The 20,387-nt window shown below is 68.3% G+C and carries 13 protein-coding genes; 9 read left to right on the top strand and 4 right to left on the bottom strand.

What is annotated here, in order from left to right:
* Nucleotides 1–11: 11 nt before the first annotated feature.
* From OG329_RS08505 to OG329_RS08480, 6 genes are all read left to right on the top strand, one after another.
* Nucleotides 12–926, top strand: a complete 915-nt coding sequence (locus OG329_RS08505; protein ID WP_405793823.1) for a TIGR03619 family F420-dependent LLM class oxidoreductase — start codon at nucleotides 12–14, stop codon at nucleotides 924–926.
* A 68-nt stretch (nucleotides 927–994) separates the two neighbouring features.
* Nucleotides 995–1,402, top strand: coding sequence for an SRPBCC family protein (locus OG329_RS08500; protein ID WP_405793822.1), 408 nt, complete (start codon nucleotides 995–997; stop codon nucleotides 1,400–1,402).
* Nucleotides 1,399–2,664, top strand: a complete 1,266-nt coding sequence (locus OG329_RS08495) for an acyltransferase family protein (RefSeq protein WP_405793820.1) — start codon at nucleotides 1,399–1,401, stop codon at nucleotides 2,662–2,664. The genes OG329_RS08500 and OG329_RS08495 overlap by 4 nt, the downstream gene beginning before the upstream one ends.
* A gap of 15 nt (nucleotides 2,665–2,679) precedes the next feature.
* Entirely contained in the window at nucleotides 2,680–3,882 is a 1,203-nt protein-coding gene (locus OG329_RS08490; RefSeq protein WP_405793818.1) for a cytochrome P450, read from the top strand.
* A 6-nt stretch (nucleotides 3,883–3,888) separates the two neighbouring features.
* Nucleotides 3,889–4,122, top strand: coding sequence for a ferredoxin (locus OG329_RS08485; RefSeq protein WP_405793816.1), 234 nt, complete (start codon nucleotides 3,889–3,891; stop codon nucleotides 4,120–4,122).
* A gap of 224 nt (nucleotides 4,123–4,346) precedes the next feature.
* Nucleotides 4,347–4,715, top strand: a complete 369-nt coding sequence (locus tag OG329_RS08480) for a winged helix-turn-helix transcriptional regulator (RefSeq protein ID WP_405793814.1) — start codon at nucleotides 4,347–4,349, stop codon at nucleotides 4,713–4,715.
* 88 nt (nucleotides 4,716–4,803) lie between these two features.
* Here the strand turns inward: OG329_RS08480 and OG329_RS08475 are convergent, their stop codons facing one another.
* Genes OG329_RS08475 through OG329_RS08460 form a run of 4 tightly spaced genes read right to left on the bottom strand, consistent with a single transcriptional unit; the run spans nucleotide 4,804 to nucleotide 15,842 of the window.
* The gene (locus OG329_RS08475; RefSeq protein ID WP_405793812.1) at nucleotides 4,804–6,408 is read right to left on the bottom strand and encodes a bifunctional 3-(3-hydroxy-phenyl)propionate/3-hydroxycinnamic acid hydroxylase; all 1,605 of its coding nucleotides are present in this window, start codon (nucleotides 6,406–6,408) and stop codon (nucleotides 4,804–4,806) included.
* Nucleotides 6,405–7,190, bottom strand: a complete 786-nt coding sequence (locus OG329_RS08470) for an arylamine N-acetyltransferase (RefSeq protein WP_405793810.1) — start codon at nucleotides 7,188–7,190, stop codon at nucleotides 6,405–6,407. Before OG329_RS08470 ends, OG329_RS08475 begins: the two co-directional genes overlap by 4 nt.
* 1 nt (nucleotide 7,191) lies before the next feature.
* A complete protein-coding gene (locus tag OG329_RS08465) occupies nucleotides 7,192–10,365 on the bottom strand; it encodes a type I polyketide synthase (protein ID WP_405793808.1) in 3,174 nt (1,057 codons plus the stop codon).
* Complete coding sequence (locus tag OG329_RS08460; RefSeq protein ID WP_405801711.1) at nucleotides 10,362–15,842, bottom strand: type I polyketide synthase; 5,481 nt, start codon at nucleotides 15,840–15,842, stop codon at nucleotides 10,362–10,364. Before OG329_RS08460 ends, OG329_RS08465 begins: the two co-directional genes overlap by 4 nt.
* 362 nt (nucleotides 15,843–16,204) lie before the next feature.
* Between OG329_RS08460 and OG329_RS08455 the strand changes: the two genes are divergently transcribed.
* The 3 genes from OG329_RS08455 (at nucleotide 16,205) to OG329_RS08445 (ending at nucleotide 20,376) form a co-directional block, all read left to right on the top strand.
* Nucleotides 16,205–17,116 carry an NADP-dependent oxidoreductase gene (locus tag OG329_RS08455; protein WP_405793807.1) on the top strand — a complete coding sequence of 304 codons (912 nt, stop codon included), beginning with the start codon at nucleotides 16,205–16,207 and terminating at the stop codon, nucleotides 17,114–17,116.
* A 183-nt stretch (nucleotides 17,117–17,299) separates the two neighbouring features.
* Complete coding sequence (locus OG329_RS08450) at nucleotides 17,300–18,757, top strand: MFS transporter (RefSeq protein WP_405793805.1); 1,458 nt, start codon at nucleotides 17,300–17,302, stop codon at nucleotides 18,755–18,757.
* A gap of 167 nt (nucleotides 18,758–18,924) precedes the next feature.
* On the top strand, nucleotides 18,925–20,376 hold the full coding sequence (locus OG329_RS08445) for an FAD-binding oxidoreductase (protein WP_405793803.1): 1,452 nt from the start codon (nucleotides 18,925–18,927) through the stop codon (nucleotides 20,374–20,376).
* The last annotated feature ends 11 nt before the right edge of the window (nucleotides 20,377–20,387 follow it).

Raw genomic sequence — 20,387 nt, 5'->3', positions numbered from 1 at the left:
ACAGGAAGCAAATGGAACTGGGATACGCCTTACCGACCTCCGGAGCGCTCGCGACCCCGGAGAACATCAGCCGGATCGCCACCACCGCCGAACGGCTCGGCTACGACTCGGTGTGGACGTACGAGCGGCTGCTGCGGCCCGTGGAGCCGGTCGAGCCCATCGGGGGCGGCGAGCCGGCGCTGCTTCCCGACATGTACACCACCGTGTTCGAGCCGCTGGTCACGCTGAGCCACGTCGCCGCGCGGACCACCCGTATCAAGCTCGGCACCAGCATCATCGCGGCCCTGCTGCACCCGCCGGTGGTGCTCGCCCGCCAGTTCGCCACCCTGGACCAGTTCAGCGGCGGCCGGGTCGTCGCCGGGGTCGGACAGGGCTGGATGCGGCCGGAGTTCGAGACCGCCAACGTCCCGATGAGCCGCATGGGCGCGGGCCTCGACGAGGTGGTGGCGGCCATGAAGGCGTGCTGGGGCCCCGACCCGGTGTCCTACCAGGGGCGCTTCCACCGCATCCCCCCGTCGGAGATCAACCCCAAGCCGGTACGGGACATCCCGGTCCTGGTCGGGGCGATGACACCGGCCGGCATACGGCGCGCCGCACGCATCGCCGACGGGCTCAACCCGATCGCGATGTCCCGGGAATCCCTGCTCGGCGCCGCCCAGCTCTTCCGTGAGGGGGCCAGGGACGAGGGCCGGGACCCGGATGTCCTGACGGTCGTCGGACGCGCCAACGTGCCGCTGTCGGACAAGCCGATCGACAAGGACCGCCCCTTCCTCGGAGGTTCACCGGAGCAGATAGCCGACGACCTCGCCTCGCTGCGCGGGACGGGGATCGATCAGATCTTCTTCGCGAACATGGCCGCGTCCGACATCGACGAAGAGGTCGATTTTCTGGAGCGAATCAAGGCAGCCGCCCTTTCGGCCGACTGATTAAGGGGGTCGTTCATAGGGGTTCATGAGGGGTGGTTCGTCTCTGACGGGCCACCCATTATGAATACATGGCATCGATTATTCGGGAATTCGCAGTGGCCGCCGAACCGGACGTGGCCTGGGCCGCTTTGGAAGAAGTCGGCAAGGTGAACCAGCTCATCGGTTTCCTCGGCCCGGTCACCATGGACGGCGACGTGCGCCGCGTGGACATGGCGGAGAACGGCATCATCGAAGAACTCATCGTCAGCGTCGACGCCCCCCTGCGCCGTATGTCCTACAGCGTGCGCAAAGGCCCCTGGGCGCTGATACATCACCACTCGGTCATGCAGATCCTGCCGCCCGCCCAGGGGGCCGGCGGGTCACGCGTGGCCTGGCTCGTCGACCTCAAACCGGACGAGCTGGCCGAGGAGTTCGCCGCCGGGATGGAAGGCGCGGTCGAGGCCATCAAGACCTCTCTGGGCAAGACTGCGCCATGAGCGAGAAGGAGACGGCCTCCGTGGCCGGGCATCCTGGACGCGATCTGCCCGCACCCGGACGCGACCTGCCCGTACCGAGACGCGACCTGCCCGCACTGACCGGACTGCGGTTCTTCGCGGCTCTCCTGGTTTTCCTCGCCCACGCCTCACTTCTGTATAACCCGCTCGATATGTCGGTGCCCATCAACTTGTACCGGGATCAGGCGATCGCGGACAACATGGCGAAAATCTTCGCACCCGCCGGATTCGTCGGGGTGTCGTTCTTCTTCGTCCTGAGCGGCTTCGTACTGACATGGTCCCGGCGCGAGAAGGACACCGTCACCGCCTTCTGGCGCCGACGGCTGCTCAAGATCTTCCCCAACCACCTGGTGACCTGGGCGCTCACCATGATCCTGTTCGCCGCCGCGTACACCCCGGTGCACGCCTGGCTGCCGAACCTGTTCCTGCTGCACTCGTTCAGTCCCCGGTCCGACACCAACAACAGCGTCAACGTCCCGGCCTGGTCGCTCTGTTCGGAGCTTCTCTTCTATCTGCTCTTCCCGCTGATCATCCGCCCGCTGCTGCGCATCGCCGACCGCAGGCTCTGGCTGTGGGCGGGCGGCGCGGTCGCGGGAGTCGCCGTGATCGCCCTGCTGGCGCAGTACGTCATTCCGGCGGGACAGTCGTTCGCGCTGGCTCCGATGCCGATGACCAAGATGTGGTTCGGCTATCTCTTCCCGCCGTCCCGCCTGTTCGAATTCGTGCTGGGCATCTTGCTGGCACGCATCGTCATGGCCGGACTCTGGCCCCGGATCAGCGCCTGGCCGATCGCGGTCCTGGCGGTGGCCGGTTACGCGGCGGCGGTCGAGGTGCCCGCCCCGTACAACTTCTCGCTGACCACGGTCGTGCCGATCGCGGTCATCATCTGCGCCGTCGCCGCCCACGACGCCCGCGGTGAGCGCAGCGTGCTCCGCCATCCGTTCCTGGTCTGGCTCGGCACCATCTCCTTCGGCATGTACATGAGCCAGATGATCCCGATCTTCTACGGGCGCCTCGAACTGCTCGGCGGGGCGACCTACAGCACCCCGGTCGCCACCGGACTCCTGCTGCTCCTCCTGGCCGCCTGCGTACTCCTCGGCTGGCTCCTGCACGCCTGTGTGGAGTCGCCGGTCATGCGCCGCTGGGGCCGGAGCGGGACCAGACCGGCCCCGGCCCCCCTCCCGTCCGCCGACCGGTCCCCGGACCCGGCCGAAACGCCGGCCGCACCCGGCCGTCCGCTCTGAGAAAGGTACCCAGCGATGACGTCCCCCGAAAAAGAGGTGGAGACCTACCCGTTCGGTCCCTACCAGCGCCTCGACCTGCACCCCAAGTACGCCCGGTACCGCGAAGAGCAGCCGGTGGTCAGAGTCCGGATGCCGTACGGAGGCGAAGCCTGGCTGGCCACCAACTACGAGGACAGCAGGACGGTCATGGCCGACCCGCGCTTCAGCAGGGCCGCCACGATCGGCGCGGACGTACCGCGCTCACGCCAGGCGTTCGAGGACCCCATCATCGTGGCCCTCGACCCGCCGGAACACACCCGGCTGCGCAAACTCGTCACCAAGGCGTTCACCAACCGGCGTATCGAGCGGATGCGGCCCGGTGTCCAGAAGATCGTCGACTCTCTCGTGGACACCCTGATCGCCACCGGCGCCCCCGCGGACCTCGCGGAGACCGTCGCCTGGCCCCTGCCGATCACCGTCATCTGCGAACTGCTCGGTGTCCCGGCCTCCGACCAGGGGACCTTCCGGGCACTGGTCGATGTCTGGCTCACCACCGGGGACGAGCGCCCGCTGGAAGAGGTGACCGCCGCCCTCGACGAACTCATGGCGTACATGAGCGACCTGCTCGGCAAGCGGCGCGCGGAACCCCAGGACGACCTCCTCTCCGCGCTCGTCCAGGCCAGGGACGACGACGACAAGCTCAGCGAGGACGAGCTCGTGATGCTCGGCATCACCCTGCTCGCGGCGGGCCACAAGACGACGGCCAACCAGCTCAGCAGCCATGTCTTCGCCCTGCTGGAGAACCGGGAGCGCTGGGAGGAGCTCGTCGCCTCGCCCGCACTGGTCCCGAAGGCGGTCGAGGAACTGCTGCGGTACGCCCCGCTCGCACCCGCCTCGGACAACACCCGGATCGCTCTGGAGGACGTTCAACTCAGCGGTCAGCTCATCAAGGCCGGCGAGGCCGTCATGATCAACTACGCCTCCGCCAACCGCGACGAGGAGGTCTTTCCCCACCCCGACCAGCTCGACTTCCACCGGGAGTCCAACCCGCACGTCGCCTTCGGACACGGACTGCACCACTGCATCGGCGCGCCGCTCGCCCGGATGGAACTCCAGTTGGCACTCACCGCGCTGGTCACCCGCCTGCCCGGACTCGAACTCGAGATCCCCGCGGCGGAGGTGCCCTGGCGCAACGAATCGGTCGCCAGGGGCGTACGCGCACTGCCCGTGCGGTGGTGAGGCCGCGTGGACGAAACCCGCTGGACGGTCGAGGTGGACCAGTCGGCCTGCCTGGGAACCGGTGTCTGCGCCAGTGTCTTCCCCGCCCGCTTCGGACTCACCCGCGGCAAGTCCCGGCCGCTGCACGGGGAAAGCGGGCCTGACGCGGAACTGCTCGACGCGGCTGAACTCTGCCCGATGGGAGCGATCCTCGTCAGGGACCGGGCCACCGGAGTGAACGTGCTGCCCGAGGACGACTGAGCACCGCCCCGGCCGGCCGGCGACACCCTTGAGGGTCCGCCGGCCGGCCGGGGCGCGCCGCTGTGCCCGCTGTGTCCGGTGCGCCTGACGGGTCCGGTGCGTCTGCTGTGCCCGGCCGCGCGCCGATGGCGTGAACACGCCCTCGGTGGATGCGACTTCGGGTGCGTTGATGTAACTGTGGTGCAGAAATGTAACGATGTGCGAATGACATGGAGAGCCAGCGAATGACAGTCGTCATGGACGTGACCAGTCCCCGCAGCGAGGCATGCACGGTCCTCGATGTCCTCAACCGCGTCAGCAGCAAGTGGAGCATCGGCATTCTTCTGCTCACCATGAAGGGCCCGGTCCGCTTCACCGAGCTGGAACGCGCGCTGCCGGGCATCAGCAGGCGGATGCTCACCCTCACCCTGCGCAACCTCGAACGTGACGGCCTGCTGGACCGGGTGGTGTACCCCACCGCCCCGCCTCGCGTCGAATACACCGCGACCGACGTCGCCGCGGAGCTGTACGACTCGCTCTCCGGACTCACCGAGTGGGCCGCCCGGCACCAGAGCACCATCGCGGCCCACCGCGACAGCCACTCCTGCTCCTGACCGTCCCGCGAACAGGCAGGGCGGGGAGGTGAGCCCCGGTGTGGGCCGCCCCTCCCCGCCTTCTCCCCGCCCGCTCGGGATCCAGCCCTCAGCCGGCCAGCCGCGCCGCCATCTCCTCCAGCAGCACCCGGAGCGCGGGCCCGTCGGACGCCGCCCCGTAGAGATAGAAATCCGGCCGCACCAGCGCGGCCACCGCGCCCTTGCCGGACAGGTAGGGCAGATAGACGTTCCCGGTGTCCGCCACCATGTCCGTGCCGGCGGGACAGACCGTACCGGCCGGCCGTACCCACACCGTCCGCACACCCAGTGACGCCAGCAGGGCGTTGTCCCCGGCGGTCAGCAGATCACCGGGCGCCCGCGCGCTCAGCAGGACGAAACCGGTGCCGACCACCTCGTCGAACAGCCCCGTCCGGGCACCCGCGCTCACCCGCCCCTGCGGTGTCAGCTCACCGCCCGTGTCCGCCTCGGCTCCTCCCTGGTGCAGGAACCCGTCCTTGAGGGCGGCCACGGCGGACGGCTGCCCGGCCGTGCCCGGCGAGCGACGGCGCAGCGCCTTCATCAGCTCGGCCTGCTCCCTGGCCGTCTCCGGGTCCGTCTGGCAGATGATCCGGCCCAGGCTCACCGACATCCCGATGGCGTGGCGCACATGCTCCCGCCGCTCGTCGGTATAGGTGTCCAGCAGTCCCTCGTCCGCCCGGCCGGACAGCACCAGGCGCAGCTTCCAGGCCAGGTTGGCGGCGTCCCGGAAGCCCGACGACATGCCCTGGGCGGCGAACGGCGGCATCAGATGCGCGGCGTCACCCGCCAGCAACAGCCGCCCGGCCCGCCAGTGCCGCGCGTGCCGCGCCTCGAAGGTGTAGACGGCGTGCCGCTCCAGCACCGCGTCCTCCGGGTGCACTCCGCACTCGCCCAGCAACCGCCAGACGGTGTCCGGCTTGTCGAGGTCCTCCGGTGTCTCGGAGTCCAGCTTCATGAACTCCCAGCGCCGGTGCCCCGGCCCCGCCGACACCGCGGTCCGCGGCCGGGCCGGGTCGCACACCTGAAGATTGTTCGGACGGTACGTGCGCGGTGTGCGGGGTGCGATGTCGCAGATGAGCCAGTCGTGACGGAAGCCCAGATCCACGAAGTCCGCGTCCATGTTCGCGCGCACGAAGCTGTTCGCGCCGTCACAGCCGACCACCCAGTCCGCCGTCACGGCAAGCCGCTCGCCCTCCTGACCGGCCGCCTCCACCGTCGTCGCGCCGTCCCCGCCCGGGGACCGGAGGCCGACCGCCCGGTACCCGCGGATCACCCGCAGCGAGGGCAGTTCGGCCCCGCGCGCGGTCAGCGCTTCCTCGAGGCCGGGCTGATACATCGAGGTCGAGTCCGGCCAGCCGGACAGCCCGGGACCGTACGCCTCGTAATGCATCAACTCCTCGCCGTCCGCGTCCAGCCAGCGGTAGTCGCCCGAGGGTTCGCCGAACGCGCCGACCCGCTCGCCCAGCCCCGCCGCGGCCAGGATGCGCGCCGACTCGCCGTCGAAGGCCACCGCCCTCGGCAGGGGGTACGGCCGGGGCCACCGTTCCAGGACGGTGACCTCGGTGCCGCCCTGGGCGAGCAGCACCGACAGGAGCTGGCCGACCGGCCCGTAACCGACGATCAGCACCTGTGTCCTGATGGCGGGCGGTATCACCGCGCCGTCGACCGGTGTCACTCCGCCCGTCCGAGGATCTGCGCCGTCGCGGAGTCGTACGCGTCCGGGGCCACCAGGACCTTCACCGTCTCGACGCCGGAGTCGACGGTGAGCAGCCGCCGGCCCACCAGCACCCGCTGCCCGGTCTCGAAGGACCGGGACCGGATGACGGTGTCCGCGGCTACGAGTTCGCCCTCCCAGTTCCAGGCGTCCTCGCCCGGCGGCGTGGCCGGGGCGGCCCACTCGGCGAGCGCGCGGGGGCGGTCCTTCAGACGGTAGACCGCCTGCCACTCACCGGCCTTCACCCGGCGCTCGACCACCAGATACCCCTCGCTCCCGGTCACCCGGTAGTCGACGCCGTACTGATGCGCCACTTCCGGACCGACCCGCAGCGGTTCGAGGAAACCGGGACCGGCGAAGCCCACGTCGGTCAGCCACAGGTCGCCGTCCAGGCGCACACCCAGGAACATGTGCTCAAGATCCGGGCCGAACGTTCCGCCCGGACCGCGCACACCTGCCGACAGGTGGTCGACGGTGTACCCGAGGCCCAGCAGCAACCGGCGGAAGAGTCCGTTGAGTTCGAAGCAGACACCGCCACGCCCTTCGACCACCACCGGGCCGAAGGCGGCGTCCAGATCCAGGTCGACATCGGCCAGCGACGCGGTCCCCTGTCCGGTGCGCGCCGAGTTGTCGAAGGGGAGGGCCATCAGGTGCTGCTTCTGCAGACGCCGCAGCGTCTCCGGTGTTGCCTCGGTCCCGCCGTCGTGGCCGATGCGGTCGAGGTAGGTGGCGACATCGAACATGTCAGGCGCTCCTAGTGCTGAAGAGGGTGTCCTGAAGGTGCTCCGCGAGCATGACGGGGGTGGCGTGGTCGAAGAGCAGGGTGACCGGAAGGCGCAGGCCGGTCGCTTCGGCGACACGGTTGCGCATCTCGACCGCGCTGAGCGAGTTGAAGCCTTCCTCGAAGAAGGCCGCGTCGGCCGGGAATTGCTCGCCGTCCTGTCCGAGTGCGCTGGCCGCCGTCCTGCGGACCAGCGTCACGAGCTCCTTGAGCTGGTCGTCCGCCGAGAGTTCGGCGAGCCGCTTTCCGAGCTGTTCTCCGAGCGGCATCTCGTGCTCCGTTTCCGATTCCGGCAGGGAGATCCGGCCGCCCGACCGAGGGTTCTGGGCCTGTAGCCAGTAGTTTTTGTGTTGGAAGGGGTAGGTGGGGGTGTTGGTGTGGGGTGTTGGGGTGGGGGTGGGTGTGGGTGGGTGGTTGGTGGTGTGGGTGTGGAGGGTGGCGGTGGCGGTGAGGAGTTGGTGGGGGGTGTCGTGGTGTCGGGTGAGGGTGGGGGTGGTGAGGGTGGGTTGGTTGGTGTTGGTGTCGAGGTTTTGTTGGATGCTGGGGGTGAGGACGGGGTGGGGGCTGGTTTCGATGAATATGCGGTGGTTTTGTTTGATGAGGTTGTTGATGGAGTTGTGGAATTGGACGGGGTGGCGGAGGTTGCGGTACCAGTATTGGGCGGTGAGTGTGGTGGTGTCGGTGATGTATTGCTGTTCGAGGGTGGAGTAGTAGGGGGTGTGGGCTTGGGTGGGTTTGATGTCGGCGAGGAGGGTGGTGATTTGGTTTTTGATTTGTTCGACGTGGGTGGTGTGTGAGGCGTAGTTGACGGGGATGGTGCGGGTTTGTATGTGGTGGGTGGTGCAGTGGTTTTTGATTTCTTGGAGGGTGGTGGGGTTGCCGGCGATGACGGTGGAGGTGGGTCCGTTGTGGGCGGCGATTTGGGCGTGGGGGGTCCAGGGTTTGATGAGTTGGGTGGTGTCGTGGTGGGGGAGGGTGAGGGCGAGCATGGCGCCGTGGCCGGCGAGGGTGGTGGCGATGGCTTGGCTGCGGAGGGTGATGATTTTGGCGGCGTCTTGGAGGGTGAGGGCGCCGGCGATGTGGGCGGCGGCGATTTCGCCTTGGGAGTGGCCGATGACGGTGTGGGGGGTGATGCCTTGGGTGTGCCAGAGGTGGGCGAGGGCGGTCATGAGGGCGAAGGTGGTGGGTTGGACGACGTCGACGCGGTCGAGTGTGGGTGCGTTGGGGTGTTGGCGGATGACGTCGGTGAGGTTCCAGTCGGTGTAGGGGGCGAGGGCTTGGGCGATGGTGTTGATGTGGTGGGCGAAGGTGGGGCTGGTGTCGAGGAGTTGGGCGCCCATGCCGTTCCATTGGGTGCCTTGGCCGGGGAAGACGAGGGTGGTTTTGCCGGTGGTGGTGGCGTGGCCGGTGATGAGGTGGGGGTGGGGGGTGTTGGTGGTGAGGGCGTTGAGTGCGGTGTGGGTGGTGGTGTGGTCGGTGGTGATGAGGGTGGCGCGGTGGGGGTGGTGGGTGCGGCGGGTGAGGGTGTGTTGGAGGTGGGTGAGGTTGAGGTTGGGGTGTTGGGTGAGGTGGTCGGCGAGGCGTTGGGCGGTGGCGCGTAGGGCGGTGGGTGTTTTGGCGGAGAGGGGGAGCAGGAGGGGGGCGTCGGGAGTGAAGAGGGGAATGCTGCCGGTGTCGGTGTCGGTGCCGCTGTTGTTGTCAGTGCTGTCAGTGCTGTCAGTGCCGCTAGTGGTGTTGGTTTCTGTGTTTGTGGTGGGGGGTTGTTCGATGATGATGTGGGCGTTGGTGCCGCTGACGCCGAAGGAGGAGATGGCGGCGCGGCGGGGGTGGTTGGTGGTGGGCCAGGGTTGGGGTTGTTGGAGGAGTTGGATGTTGCTGTTGGTCCAGTTGATTTGGGGGGTGGGTTGGTCGATGTGGAGGGTTTGGGGGAGGTGGTTGTGGCGGATGGCTTCGACCATTTTGATGAGGCCGGCGACGCCTGCGGCGGCTTGGGTGTGGCCGATGTTGGATTTGAGGGAGCCGAGGTAGAGGGGGTGGGTGGTGTGGTGGGGGCCGTAGGTGTTGATGAGTGCTTGGGCTTCGATGGGGTCGCCGAGGGTGGTGCCGGTGCCGTGTCCTTCGATTGCGTCGATGTCGTGGGGGGTGAGTTGGGCGTTGGTGAGTGCTTGGTTGATGACGCGTTGTTGGGCGGGTCCGTTGGGTGCGGTGAGTCCGTTGGAGGCGCCGTCCTGGTTGACGGCGGTGCCGCGGATGATGGCGTGGATGGGGTGTTGGTGGTGTCGGGCGTCGCTGAGGCGTTCGAGGAGGATGAGTCCGGCGCCTTCTGACCAGCCGGTTCCGTCGGCTGCGGCGGCGTAGGGTTTGCAGCGTCCGTTGGGTGCGAGGCCGCGTTGTCGGGAGAATTCGATGAAGGTGGCGGGGGTGGCCATGATGGCGACGCCGCCTGCGAGGGCCATGGAGCATTCGCCGGAACGCAGGGCCTGGACCGCGAGATGGATCGCCACCAACGACGACGAACACGCCGTGTCCACGGTGATGGCCGGTCCTTCGAGGCCGAACATGTACGAGATCCGGCCGGAGGCGACGCTGCCGCTGTTGCCCACGCCCAGTGAGGCTTCCAACTCCTTGGGAATCTCGGGCAGCCGCGACGCGTAGTCGTGGTACATCAGGCCGGTGAAGACACCGATGTCTTTTCCGCGCAGCTTGGCGGGGTCGAGGCCGGTGCGTTCGAAGGTCTCCCAGGAGACTTCGAGGAGCAGGCGTTGCTGCGGGTTCATCGCCAGTGCCTCGCGCGGTGAGATGCCGAAGAACTCGGCGTCGAAACCACCCGCCCCGTGCAGGAATCCGCCCTCGCGCGTGTAACTGGTGCCGGAATGGTCGGGGTCGGGGTCGTACAGCGCCTCCAGGTCCCAGCCCCGGTCCTCGGGGAACCCCGAAACCGCGTCCCGGCCCTCCGCCACCAGCCGCCACAGGTCATCCGGCGACTCCACACCACCCGGCAGCCGGCACCCCATCCCCACAATCGCGATCGGCTCGGACGCCGCGCTGATCATGCGGTCGTTCTCGGACCGCAGCCGCTCGTTCTCCATCAGAGCGGTACGGAGTGCTTCGACGATCCGGGTGTCGGATGTGGTCATGATGTCTCTCCGGGGATGTCGGGGGTGTGCGCGTCGGTGGACGGGGCGCCGATCGCCCGCGCGACCAGGTCGTCGACGTCCATGGCCGCGATGAGTTCCAGCGCCCGGCTCGTGTCGTCGGCCACCACCTCGGCCGGGGTCTCCTCCTCGGCGGGGATGTCCGGCAGCAGCGCGCGGCGCAGTTCCCCGGCCAGGACCGCCGGGGTCGGGTAGTCGAACACCAAGGTGACGGGCAGCCGGATACCGGTGCCGCGCGCCAGCCGGTTGCGCAGTTCCACGGCGAGCATCGAGTCGAAGCCGATCTCCTTGAACGCCTGGTCCGGATCGACTGTCTCCTCCGGCGGAAGCCCCAGCACGTCCGACACCTGGTCGCTGACCACTTGGAGCAGCAGCGCATGCCGGTCGGGCTCCCCGAGCGCGGTCAGCCGGTCGCCCAGCGAGGTACCGGCGGGACCGCCCCGCCCGGCCGTCCGCCTCGGTTGCCGTACGAGGCCGCGCAGCAGCGGTGACAGTGTCCCGTCGGCGGCCTGGGCGCCCAGCGAGGCGAAGTCGAGCCGGGCCGGTGTCAGGAGCGCGACGGGCGAGTACAGACCGGCGTCGAACAGGGAAAGCCCCTCGTCCGAGCCGAGGGCGATCGCGCCTCGCCGGGACAGCCTGCCCCGGTCGGTGTCACCCAGATGTGTCGTCAGGCCGGACGCCTCCGACCACAGCCCCCAGGCCAGTGAGACGGCGGGCAGCCCACGGGCGGCCCGGAACTCGGCCAGTCCGTCGAGAAATCCGTTGGCCGCGGCGTAGTTGGCCTGGCCGGGGCTGCCGAGCACTCCGGCGGCGGACGAGAAGAGGACGAAGGCGGCGAGCCCCAGGTGCTCCGTCTGGGTGTGCAGATGCCAGGCCGCGTCCGCCTTCGGCCGCAGTACGGTGTCGAACCGCTCAGGGGTCAGATCGCCGAGCATCCCGTCGTCCAGGACCCCAGCGGTGTGCACCACGGCGGTCAGGGGATGTTCGGCGGGGATGCCGGCCAGCAGCTTCGCCAGCGCGCCGGGATCGGACACGTCGCAGGCGGCCACCGTTACGTCGGCGCCCAACGCGGTGAGGCCCGCCGCCAGTTCCGGTGCGCCGTCGGCCGCCGGGCCGCGCCGGCTGACCAGGATCAGATGCCGTACGCCGTGGTGGCTCACCAAGTGCCGGGCCACCAGGGCCCCCAGCGTCCCGGTACCCCCGGTGACCAGGACCGAGCCGGCCGGGTCCAGCGTCGCTACGGGTTCGTCCACCGCCCCGGGCCGCCATCGGGTCAGCCGGGGTACCGAGAGCAGCGGGCCGCGCTGAGCTAGCTGGGCCTCACCGAGAGCGGGCAGGGACACAAGTCGTTTCGCCGGGAGGTCGTCGTCGGTGTCGATCACGACGATGCGCCCGGGGTGCTCCGCCTGGGCGGTACGCAGCAGTCCCCACAGCGCCGAGGCCGCCGGGTCGACCGGCTCGGCGGCACCCGCCGACACGGCTCCACGGGTGACGACCACCAGGCGCGAGGACTCCGACCTCGCGCGGTCGTCCCAGTCACGCAGCTCTCCGAGCAACCGTCCGGTGAGGTCGCGGACCCGTTCGGGCTGGTCCGTCCGGTCCGCCGCCCACGCCGAGGTGTCCAGTACCTCGGTCTCGGTGGGAGACATCCCGTCGTCGGCGGGTTCCGCCGCAGGCAGCCACTCGGTGGCGAACAGGGCATCCGGCGCTCCCGGCGCCGAGGGCTCGCGAGAGGCCCGGAAGTTGAGGATGCCCACGGTGGCCACCGGCGCCCCCGACTCGTCGGCGAGGGCCAGCGCGACCTTGTCCTCGCCGAGGCGCGTCACATGGACCCGGAGCGAGGAGGCACCGGAGGCGTGCAGGGCCACGTCGTTCCAGGCGAAAGGCAGCCGCACCGCGCCCTCGGTCTCCTCCTGGGCGCAGAAGCCGCAGGCTTGCAGCGCGGCGTCCAGCAGGGCCGGATGCAGACCGAACAGCTCGGCCTGCTCCGTCAGTTCCTCCGGCAGCCGCACCTCGGCGAAGACCTCGTCGTCGCGGGTCCATACCGCGCGCAGCCCCTGGAAGGCGGGACCGTACCCGTATCCCTCGCGGGCTTTGCGGTCGTAGAAGTCACCGAGGTCCACCGGGAGCGCCCCGACCGGCGGCCAGACCGAGAGATCGGCGTCGAACGCGTCGTCGTCGGTGACACCCTCGGTGCCGAGCACTCCGGCCGCGTGACGCGTCCAGAGGACGGGTGAACCGTCGGACCCGGCCGGACCGGAGTGCACACCGACCGCCCGCCGTCCCTCGCCGTCCGCTTCCCCGACCACCACCCGCACCCGCCGTGCGATGCCGGGGTCGAGCGTCAGCGGCACTTCGATGATCAGCTCCTCCAGGACACTCGCGCCCACCTCGTCGCCCGCCCTGATGGCCAGCTCCACGATGCCGCTGCCCGGGACCAGCACCTGCCCCGACACCGAATGGTCGGCGAGCCAGGGCTGTGTCCGCGTGGACAACCGCCCGGCGGCGACCGTTCCGCCGTCATCCGGCAGGTCCACGAAGGTGCCGAGCATCGGGTGATCGGCCGGGTCGATGCCCGCACCGGTCAGCCCGGCGGCGCCGGTCCGCTTCGGCTCCAGCCAGTAGTTTTTGTGTTGGAAGGGGTAGGTGGGGGTGTTGGTGTGGGGTGTTGGGGTGGGGGTGGGTGTGGGTGGGTGGTTGGTGGTGTGGGTGTGGAGGGTGGCGGTGGCGGTGAGGAGTTGGTGGGGGGTGTCGTGGTGTCGGGTGAGGGTGGGGGTGGTGAGGGTGGGTTGGTTGGTGGTGTCGAGGTTTTGTTGGATGCTGGGGGTGAGGACGGGGTGGGGGCTGGTTTCGATGAATATGCGGTGGTTTTGTTTGATGAGGTTGTTGATGGAGTTGTGGAATTGGACGGGGTGGCGGAGGTTGCGGTACCAGTATTGGGCGGTGAGTGTGGTGGTGTCGGTGATGTATTGCTGTTCGAGGGTGGAGTAGTAGGGGGTGTGGGCTTGGGTGGGTTTGATGTCGGCGAGGAGGGTGGTGATTTGGTTTTTGATTTGTTCGACGTGGGTGGTGTGTGAGGCGTAGTTGACGGGGATGGTGCGGGTTTGTATGTGGTGGGTGGTGCAGTGGTTTTTGATTTCTTGGAGGGTGGTGGGGTTGCCGGCGATGACGGTGGAGGTGGGTCCGTTGTGGGCGGCGATTTGGGCGTGGGGGGTCCAGGGTTTGATGAGTTGGGTGGTGTCGTGGTGGGGGAGGGTGAGGGCGAGCATGGCGCCGTGGCCGGCGAGGGTGGTGGCGATGGCTTGGCTGCGGAGGGTGATGATTTTGGCGGCGTCTTGGAGGGTGAGGGCGCCGGCGATGTGGGCGGCGGCGATTTCGCCTTGGGAGTGGCCGATGACGGTGTGGGGGGTGATGCCTTGGGTGTGCCAGAGGTGGGCGAGGGCGGTCATGAGGGCGAAGGTGGTGGGTTGGACGACGTCGACGCGGTCGAGTGTGGGTGCGTTGGGGTGTTGGCGGATGACGTCGGTGAGGTTCCAGTCGGTGTAGGGGGCGAGGGCTTGGGCGATGGTGTTGATGTGGTGGGCGAAGGTGGGGCTGGTGTCGAGGAGTTGGGCGCCCATGCCGTTCCATTGGGTGCCTTGGCCGGGGAAGACGAGGGTGGTTTTGCCGGTGGTGGTGGCGTGGCCGGTGATGAGGTGGGGGTGGGGGGTGTTGGTGGTGAGGGCGTTGAGTGCGGTGTGGGTGGTGGTGTGGTCGGTGGTGATGAGGGTGGCGCGGTGGGGGTGGTGGGTGCGGCGGGTGAGGGTGTGTTGGAGGTGGGTGAGGTTGAGGTTGGGGTGTTGGGTGAGGTGGTCGGCGAGGCGTTGGGCGGTGGCGCGTAGGGCGGTGGGTGTTTTGGCGGAGAGGGGGAGCAGGAGGGGGGCGTCGGGAGTGAAGAGGGGAATGCTGCCGCTGTCGGTGCCGCTGTTGTTGTCAGTGCTGTCAGTGCTGTCAGTGCTGTCAGTGCTGTCGGTGCTGTTGGTGTCTGGGTTGTCGGTGTTGGTTTCTGTGTTTGTGGTGGGGGGTTGTTCGATGATGATGTGGGCGTTGGTGCCGCTGACGCCGAAGGAGGAGATGGCGGCGCGGCGGGGGTGGTTGGTGGTGGGCCAGGGTTGGGGTTGTTGGAGGAGTTGGATGTTGCTGTTGGTCCAGTTGATTTGGGGGGTGGGTTGGTCGATGTGGAGGGTTTGGGGGAGGTGGTTGTGGCGGATGGCTTCGACCATTTTGATGAGGCCGGCGACGCCTGCGGCGGCTTGGGTGTGGCCGATGTTGGATTTGAGGGAGCCGAGGTAGAGGGGGTGGGTGGTGTGGTGGGGGCCGTAGGTGTTGATGAGTGCTTGGGCTTCGATGGGGTCGCCGAGGGTGGTGCCGGTGCCGTGTCCTTCGATTGCGTCGATGTCGTGGGGGGTGAGTTGGGCGTTGGTGAGTGCTTGGTTGATGACGCGTTGTTGGGCGGGTCCGTTGGGTGCGGTGAGTCCGTTGGAGGCGCCGTCCTGGTTGACGGCGGTGCCGCGGATGATGGCGTGGATGGGGTGTTGGTGGTGTCGGGCGTCGCTGAGGCGTTCGAGGAGGATGAGTCCGGCGCCTTCTGACCAGCCGGTTCCGTCGGCTGCGGCGGCGTAGGGTTTGCAGCGTCCGTTGGGTGCGAGGCCGCGTTGTCGGGAGAATTCGATGAAGGTGGCGGGGGTGGCCATGATGGCGACGCCGCCTGCGAGGGCCATGGAGCATTCGCCGGAACGCAGGGCCTGGACCGCGAGATGGATCGCCACCAACGACGACGAACACGCCGTCTCGACCGTCACCGCAGGGCCCTCAAGACCGTAGGTGTACGCGATCCGGCCGGTGGTCGCGCTCCCCGAATTGCCTATGCCGAGGAACCCCTCCATATCGGGCGGGACCTGCTCCATCACCGGTGCGTAATCGTGGTACATCACCCCGGCGAAGACGCCGATGTCCTTTCCGGCCAAGGCCGTGGGGTCGAGGCCGGTGCGTTCGAAGGTCTCCCAGGAGACTTCGAGGAGCAGGCGTTGCTGCGGGTTCATCGCCAGTGCCTCGCGCGGTGAGATGCCGAAGAACTCGGCGTCGAAACCGCCCGCCCCGTGCAGGAATCCGCCCTCGCGCGTGTAACTGGTGCCGGAATGGTCGGGGTCGGGGTCGTAAAGCGCCTCCAGGTCCCAGCCCCGGTCCTCGGGGAACCCCGAAACCGCGTCCCGGCCCTCCGCCACCAGCCGCCACAGATCATCCGGCGACTCCACACCACCCGGCAGCCGGCACCCCATCCCCACAATCGCGATCGGCTCGTGCTTCTCCGACTCCAGCTCGGTGAGCTGATTGCGGCTGTGGCGCAGATCGACAAGCGCGCGTTTGAGATACTCACGCAGCTTTTCGTCACCGGACATCTTGGAATTCCCTTCGGAAATGCTGACCGGCGCCGCGTGCGATTCGGTCAGACGTTCGTCACCTAAGGGCTGTCCCGTTATACCTGGTGGGCGCACGACGACAGTTACGGCATCTCTCCGTGTTGTCGGAACCCCCGAATACATCAAGTATGTGGACGTCCCCTGTCTTGTGATGCACCGCATCTGAAGCCGCGCGCTGATCTACCAGGTATTACGGGACAGCCCTCGGCGTGCTTCACAGTCTGGCTTCGGCCGGGCCCGGAAAGCCCCCTGGGCCACCCCCTATGGCCTCCCTAACTTCGCCCGGCTGACTCCTCGTCAGCCATGGTGTAAAAAATTGTTGACCGGAACAGCCGGTCGATCCGTGAAGGGGTGGAGTGCCGATGCGCAAGGCGATTCAGTATGAATACGGTGGTCCCGAGGTGCTGCGGATCATCGAGGTGGACCGGCCGGAGCCGGGTCCCGGCGAGGTGCTTGTCCGGGTGCGGGCGGCCTCGGTGAACTTCGGCGAGACCAAGCTCCGCACCGGCGTGGCGAAGGCGGGTCCGCTGCCGTTCACCCTGGGCTCCGACCTGTCCGGGACCGTGGAATCCACCGGTCAGGGTGCCACCCGCTTCCGGCCGGGCGACGAGGTGTACGGCGTCCATTTCATCGGTACCTACGCGGAGTACGTCGCCGTCCCCGAGACCGCCCTGGCGCCGAAGCCCGGCGAGCTGGACCACGTCCGGGCCGCCGCGCTTCCGGTGGCCGGCCTCACCGCTCTCGCCGCGGTGGCGGAGGCGGGCTGCGCGCCGGGGCAGCGCGTCCTGATCCACGCGGGGGCGGGCGGAGTCGGTCATCTCGCTGTCCAACTGGCCAAGGAACGCGGGGCGTTCGTACTCGTGACGGCTCGCGCGGCCAAGCACGCGTTCCTGCGTGACCTCGGCGCCGACGAGGTCATCGACTACACAACGACGGACTTCACCCGGGCCGCCTCCGCGGTGGACGTGGTGTTCGACCTGGTGGGCGGCGCCTACGGTCCCCGGTCGCTCGATTCACTGCGGCCCGGGGGACTGCTGCTGAGTGCGGCGCTCGATCCGGGCCTGGACGAGAGCGAGGCCGAGAAGCGCGGGATTCGCTACAAGTGGGTGACGCTGCGCGCCACCGGAGCCGAACTGGAGAAGATCACGGCTCTTGTACGTCAGGGGCACCTCAGCCCGCACGTCGAACGGACCTTCCCCCTGGCAGATGTGGCAGCCGCCCACCGTGCCGCCGACTCGGGCCGGGTCACCGGCAAGCTGGTGATCACGCTCTGAGAGTCACCACGCGCCGCCACTAATTTCCGCGACCCCGACGCTCTGACCTGGGCGGGTACAAAAATGTTTCCGTGAGACAGAAATGTTCCTTCTTGTGCCCGCCGGAAAGGACCGAAAACCTGGAGCAGAATCAACGATTTCCACCGGAGGCAAACCATGTCCACGCCTGCCACGACTGGTCCCGTGAAGAATCGGTGGGTAGCGCTCATGGTGCTGTGCACCGGCTTCCTGATGATCATTCTCGACCAGACGATCGTCAATGTGGCGCTCCCGTCCATCCAGAAAGATCTGCACTTCTCGGCCGCCAACCTGGCCTGGGTGGTCAACGCGTATCTGATCGCCTTCGGTGGTCTGCTGCTGCTGGCCGGACGCCTGGGCGACCTGCTCGGCCGTAAGACAATCTTCCTGAGCGGGGTGTTCGTGTTCACCGCCGCGTCCGTGTGGTGCGGCGCGGCCAACAGCGAGGGCATGCTGATCGCGGCCCGCTTCGTCCAGGGCGCGGGCGGCGCGATCACCTCCGCCGTGCTGCTGGGCATGGTGGTGACCCTCTTCCCGGAACCCGCCGAACAGGCCAAGGCGATCGGTGTCTACAGCTTCGTGGGCTCCGGTGGCGCCTCGATCGGGCTGCTCGCGGGCGGCGTGCTGACCGAGGCCATCAGTTGGAACTGGATCTTCTACGTGAACATCCCGGTCGGCCTCCTGGTGGCCGTGGTGGGCATGAGGGTCCTTGACAAGGAATCCGGCGCCGGGCTGAGCCGGGGCGCGGACGTGCTGGGAGCGCTCCTGGTCACCGCCAGTCTGATGCTCGGTGTCTACACGATCCTCAAGGTGGAGCACTACGGCTGGCTCTCCACCCACACGCTCGGCCTGGGCGCCGCGACCCTGGTGCTGCTGGGGGCGTTCGTATGGCGGCAGGCGACGGCGAAGACGCCGATTCTGCCCCTGTCGATCCTCAAGACTCCGAACCTGACGGGCGCGAACCTGGTGCTCGGCATGATGATGGCGGGAATGTTCGGCTATCTGTTCCTGGGGTCGCTCTACCTCCAGTACGTCCTCGGGTACAACCCGGTGAAAATCGGCCTGGCCTTCCTGCCGGTGGCTGTCGCGATCGGCCTCTTCTCGCTCATCGTCTCCCCGCGGCTCAACATGCGGTTCGGCATGAAGGCGGTGCTGATTCCCAGCCTGGCCAGCATCGCGGTGGGTCTCGCGCTGCTCGGCCGTGCCCCGGTGGACGGCCAGTACGTGATCGACGTACTGCCGGCGCTGCTCCTGCTGGGTACCGGCGGCGGTCTCGCCTTCCCGGCTCTCGTCCAGCTCGCCATGTCCGGGGCCCGGCCGGAGGACTCAGGACTGGCCTCCGGCATCAACAACACGATGCAGCAGGTAGGTGGCGCACTCGGCCTGGCCGTGCTGGCGACACTGGCGGCGTCCGGGACGCGTAACGCCGCCGAGGACGGCCAGGACACCGCGGCGTCCCTGGTATCCGGCTACCACCTGGCCTTCGGCGTGGCCTCCGGCATCGTCGCCGCTGGTCTGGTGGTCGCGGTGATCGTGCTGCGGAAGCCGGTCGCACCGGCCCCCCGGCCGGACGACGGGACGGGCGCGCTCGAGCGCGACGTCGCCGGCAACAACGCGAGCTGATCACCGCCGCGCGTGGTGGTACCGGTGGCCAACCCCCCCGCCACCGGTACCATCGCCCGCGCGGTTCCGCAGGTGCCCGTGTCTGTGTCTGTGTTCTTTGCCAGTTCAGTGGAAAAGCCTGGAGGAGTGTTGTGAACCAAGAGTCCCGTCTTCGCAATGGAGACCCTGTGACCGCAGGGGACGGCGCGGGTGAGGCGGTCGACTGGGACGAGCTGATCGATCTGGTCCAGGGGACCGTCGTGCTGCCCTCCGACTCCGGGTACGCCTTCGCCAAGCAGGGGATTCTCGAATACTTCGACTCGCTGTCCCCGAAGGCGATCGTCTACTGCGAGTCGGCCGACGACGTGAGCGCCACCGTCCGGTTCGCCCGTGAGCACCACCTGCCCGTACGCCCCCGCAGCGGCGGCCACAACCTGGCCGGCTGGTCCACCGGGGAGGGCGTCATCATCGATGTGTCCCGCCTGAACCAGTTACGCGTCGGTGACTCGACGATCCACATCGGACCGGGTGCGCAGTCGATCGACGCGCTGACCGAACTGGCCACGCACGGCAAGCAGATCATCACCGGTACCTGCCCGACGGTGTGCGCGGGCGGATTCCTCTCCGGGGGCGGAATCGGCCTCCAGACACGGAAGTTCGGCATCGGCAGCGACCATCTGGTCTCCGCGCGCCTGGTGCTCGCGGACGGCCGCGAAGTGCGGGCCTCCGCGACCGAACACCCCGATCTCTACTGGGCGATACGCGGTGGCGGTGGCGGTGTCTTCGGCATCGTGGTCGAGTTCGAGGTCACCCCGGTCGACGCGCCCACCATCGTCTACTACAACACCATGTGGCCCTGGGCGAAGGCCCTCGAAGTGGTGACCGAGTGGCAGGAATGGTGCTCACGCGGGTCGGCCGATCTCGGATCCGTCCTCAGCATCCTGCTTCTCGACGGTGCCTCGGAGGACGAGCCGATGGTGCAGATCAACGGCGTTCACCACGGCTCCCCGGCCGACATCGAGACGGCCCTGAACGAGCTGGCCGCGGCCACCGGCGCCACCCCGCTGGTCCGGACCGCGGTCGAACTCCCTTATGACGAGGCGATGAAGCACGTCTACGGCTGCGAGACCATCACCGTGCGCGAGTGCCACCGGGAGGGCACGAACCCCGAAGCGGTCCTGCCACGCCAGCCGTTCATGCATGAGCGGACCCGGCTGCTGGGACGCCCGACGGGTGTCACGGCGGCCAAGGAACTGCTGGACGCTTTCAGCGCCGACCTCAGAGAGGGAGAGGGACGCAACCTCTACCTCATGGCGCTCGGCGGCGCGGCCAACGAAGTGGGGCGTACCGACACCGCGTACGTCCACCGTGACGCGGAATTCTTCGTGGCCTGTGCCACCCTCCTGTTCGTACCGTCTCCCGAGCCCGAAGAGGAGGAGGCCGCGCACGTGTGGCCGGCCAGGGCGTTCGACGTGATCGACCCGGTGTCCACCGGGGGGACGTATCTCAACTTCCCGAACCCCGATGTGGACGACTGGCAGCAGGCGTACCACGGCGAGAACTACGCCCGGCTGGTCGAGGTGAAGCGCGACTACGATCCGACGAACTTCTTCGGACACCCGCAGAGCATCACCGCTTGAGAACCTGGCCC

This window comes from Streptomyces sp. NBC_01506 (assembly GCF_045040295.1).
GTDB lineage: Bacteria > Actinomycetota > Actinomycetes > Streptomycetales > Streptomycetaceae > Streptomyces.
This window is presented reverse-complemented; position numbering and strand designations above follow the sequence as displayed.

Coding starts and splice junctions, on each gene's coding strand:
- OG329_RS08465 (WP_405793808.1), bottom strand. CDS start 10,365: ATGACCACATCCGACACCCGGATCGTCGAAGCACTCCGTACCGCTCTG.
- OG329_RS08470 (WP_405793810.1), bottom strand. CDS start 7,190: ATGTTCGATGTCGCCACCTACCTCGACCGCATCGGCCACGACGGCGGG.
- OG329_RS08480 (WP_405793814.1), top strand. CDS start 4,347: ATGACAGTCGTCATGGACGTGACCAGTCCCCGCAGCGAGGCATGCACG.
- OG329_RS08495 (WP_405793820.1), top strand. CDS start 1,399: ATGAGCGAGAAGGAGACGGCCTCCGTGGCCGGGCATCCTGGACGCGAT.
- OG329_RS08500 (WP_405793822.1), top strand. CDS start 995: ATGGCATCGATTATTCGGGAATTCGCAGTGGCCGCCGAACCGGACGTG.
- OG329_RS08490 (WP_405793818.1), top strand. CDS start 2,680: ATGACGTCCCCCGAAAAAGAGGTGGAGACCTACCCGTTCGGTCCCTAC.
- OG329_RS08505 (WP_405793823.1), top strand. CDS start 12: ATGGAACTGGGATACGCCTTACCGACCTCCGGAGCGCTCGCGACCCCG.
- OG329_RS08455 (WP_405793807.1), top strand. CDS start 16,205: ATGCGCAAGGCGATTCAGTATGAATACGGTGGTCCCGAGGTGCTGCGG.